The organism is Halomonas eurihalina (genome assembly GCF_008274785.1).
Classification (GTDB): Bacteria; Pseudomonadota; Gammaproteobacteria; order Pseudomonadales; family Halomonadaceae; genus Halomonas; species Halomonas eurihalina.
Map to the genome: position 1 here is coordinate 1 of NZ_VTPU01000035.1, position 2431 is coordinate 2431.

General features: G+C 61.8%; 3 protein-coding genes. 2 read left to right on the forward strand and 1 reads right to left on the reverse strand.

What is annotated here, in order from left to right; all coding sequences use genetic code 11:
* A partial coding sequence (locus FZZ93_RS18070) for a universal stress protein (protein WP_187774572.1) occupies nt 1-195 on the reverse strand: 195 nt, incomplete at its 3' end.
* Nucleotides 196-620: 425 nt separating this feature from the next.
* Between FZZ93_RS18070 and FZZ93_RS18075 the strand changes: the two genes are divergently transcribed.
* Both FZZ93_RS18075 and FZZ93_RS18085 read left to right on the forward strand, forming a co-directional pair.
* Nucleotides 621-2111: a SulP family inorganic anion transporter gene (locus tag FZZ93_RS18075; protein ID WP_149323687.1), complete on the forward strand. Its 1491-nt coding sequence runs from the start codon at nt 621-623 to the stop codon at nt 2109-2111.
* A gap of 125 nt (nt 2112-2236) precedes the next feature.
* A partial coding sequence (locus FZZ93_RS18085; RefSeq protein ID WP_187774573.1) for a universal stress protein occupies nt 2237-2431 on the forward strand: 195 nt, incomplete at its 3' end.

Below are 2431 nucleotides of genomic sequence, written 5' to 3' on the forward strand. Positions count from 1 at the left end.
CTCCTCGAGCAGGTGCTCCCTGGCGCCCAGGCCAATGTTGCCGGAAAGGTCCGCCTCGGCGGTCTGGGGGTGGTTGTCGACTACGTGCAGAAAGGTCAGCGGCGCATCGAGCGCCTGACTGGCCCAGGCCGCATAGTCGCAGACACCCTCGGAAACTGGCGAGCCATCGATGGCGGCCATGACTTGTTCTGTCATCTACTTGTCCTACTGCTGGCATATAAGAGTGCTCATCCTCGTTTCTACACCATCATGGCCATCCCGTCACAGGGGCGGGCACCGATACAGGTGCAGCCAGACGTATCCTTTGGTAGAATATTGCGCTCTTGTCGCAGGGCAGCATCGCAGACTGCCGGCAACGCTGCATCGCCGACCATTGACGTAAAAGGCTACGGCATCTCATGAAGACTCTATTGGCAGGGCTGATAACTCCGCCCTAGCGCTCCCCTTCCCCAGCATCGGCCCCCACCACGGCGGCGCCGACGCTCTGGACGCCTTGACGTCCATTTTTCGCCATGCCTCGCTACCGCACCTCCGGTGCCATCCGCTCCGGATGCCGGGATCAGCGTGTTCGCGACACGCCCATGGCACCTCACGACAACCACCCCTGACTGGACCACAGCATGTACGAAAAGATGAAACTGAGTTGGTTCTCCAACCTAAAGGGCGACGCCCTCGCGGGCATCGTCGTCGCGCTGGCACTGATTCCCGAGGCAATCGCCTTTTCCATCATCGCCGGAGTCGACCCCAAGGTCGGCCTCTACGCGTCGTTCGCCATCTGCGTGATCATCGCCTTCACCGGCGGTCGCTCGGGGATGATTTCGGCCGCGACCGGCGCCATGGCATTGCTGATGGTTACCCTGGTCAAGGAACACGGTCTCCAGTACCTGCTGGCCGCCACCCTGCTCACCGGGGTGTTTCAGATCATTGCCGGCTACCTGAAGCTGGCCAACCTGATGCGCTTCGTCTCGCGCTCGGTGGTCACCGGCTTCGTCAATGCCCTGGCGATCCTGATCTTCATGGCGCAACTGCCGGAACTGACCGACGTGACCTGGCACGTCTACGCCATGACCGCGGCAGGGCTGGCCATCATCTACGGCTTCCCCCTCATACCGGTGATCGGCAAGGCACTCCCCTCGCCGCTTGTGTGCATCGTGGTGCTGACCATCGTCTACATGGCCACCGGCATGGAGATTCGTAGCGTCGGTGACATGGGCCAACTGCCCGACAGCCTGCCGATTTTCCTGTGGCCCGAGGTTCCGCTCAATCTCGAGACGCTGATGATCATCCTGCCCTATTCGCTGATGCTGACCGTGGTGGGCCTGCTGGAATCGATGATGACCGCCACCATCATCGATGATCTCACCGATACGGGCAGCGACAAGAACCGCGAGTGCAAGGGCCAGGGCATCGCCAACATCGGCGCCGGCCTGCTCGGCGGCATGGCGGGCTGCGCGATGATCGGCCAGTCAGTCATCAACATCAAATCCGGTGGCCGTCGCCGCATGTCGACCCTGATCGCCGGCGTGGCCTTGCTGATGATGGTGGTCTTCCTCGCCGACTGGGTCTCCCAGATTCCCATGGCGGCCCTGGTGGCAGTCATGATCATGGTTTCCATCGGTACCTTCAGTTGGGAGTCGATCCGCGACCTGAAGAAGCACCCGATGAGCACCAACTTCGTCATGGTCGCCACCGTGGTGGTCACAGTGGGCACCCACAACCTGGCTATCGGTGTCTTCGTCGGCGTTCTGCTCGCTGCGCTCTTCTTCGCCAACAAGGTCGGCAACATCCTCTACATCGGCAGCGAGGAAGCCGAGACGGGCAGCCACCGCATCTACAAGGTCGTCGGTCAGGTGTTCTTCGCCTCTTCCGAGCGTTTCGGGGGCGCCTTCGATTTCAAGGAATCCGTGGAGAAGGTCACCATCGACCTGTCCCGTGCCCACTTCTGGGACATCACTGCCGTCCAGGCTCTGGACCGCGTGGTGATCAAGTTCCGTCGTGAGGGTACCGAGGTAGAATTGATCGGTCTCAACGAGGCCAGCGCCACCATCGTCGACCGTTATGCGGTTCACGACGACCCCGAAGCCGTCGAAAAGCTGATGGGCGGCCACTGACGCCAGGGCGGGCTGGTCGCATCCGATGGCCAGGCCGCCTTCCCGTTCCTCTTGACCCCAGCGATCGCACCGCTGCGCCTTTCCCATGGCCGCACGGGGCATCATTCGTCAGATAAGGAAACCTCATGACCGATCATGTACTGGCCGCCATTGATGGCTCAACGTACTCCGAAAGTGCCTGCGATTATGCGGCCTGGGCCAGTCAGGCACTGGAAGCGCCGCTGACCTTTCTGCACGTAGTCGACAACCACCCCCAGACCGCCGAGGCGGATCTTTCCGGCAACATTGGCCTGGGCGCCAGGGAGCACCTGCTCGAGGAA

Coding starts and splice junctions, on each gene's coding strand:
- FZZ93_RS18075 (WP_149323687.1), top strand. CDS start 621: ATGTACGAAAAGATGAAACTGAGTTGGTTCTCCAACCTAAAGGGCGAC.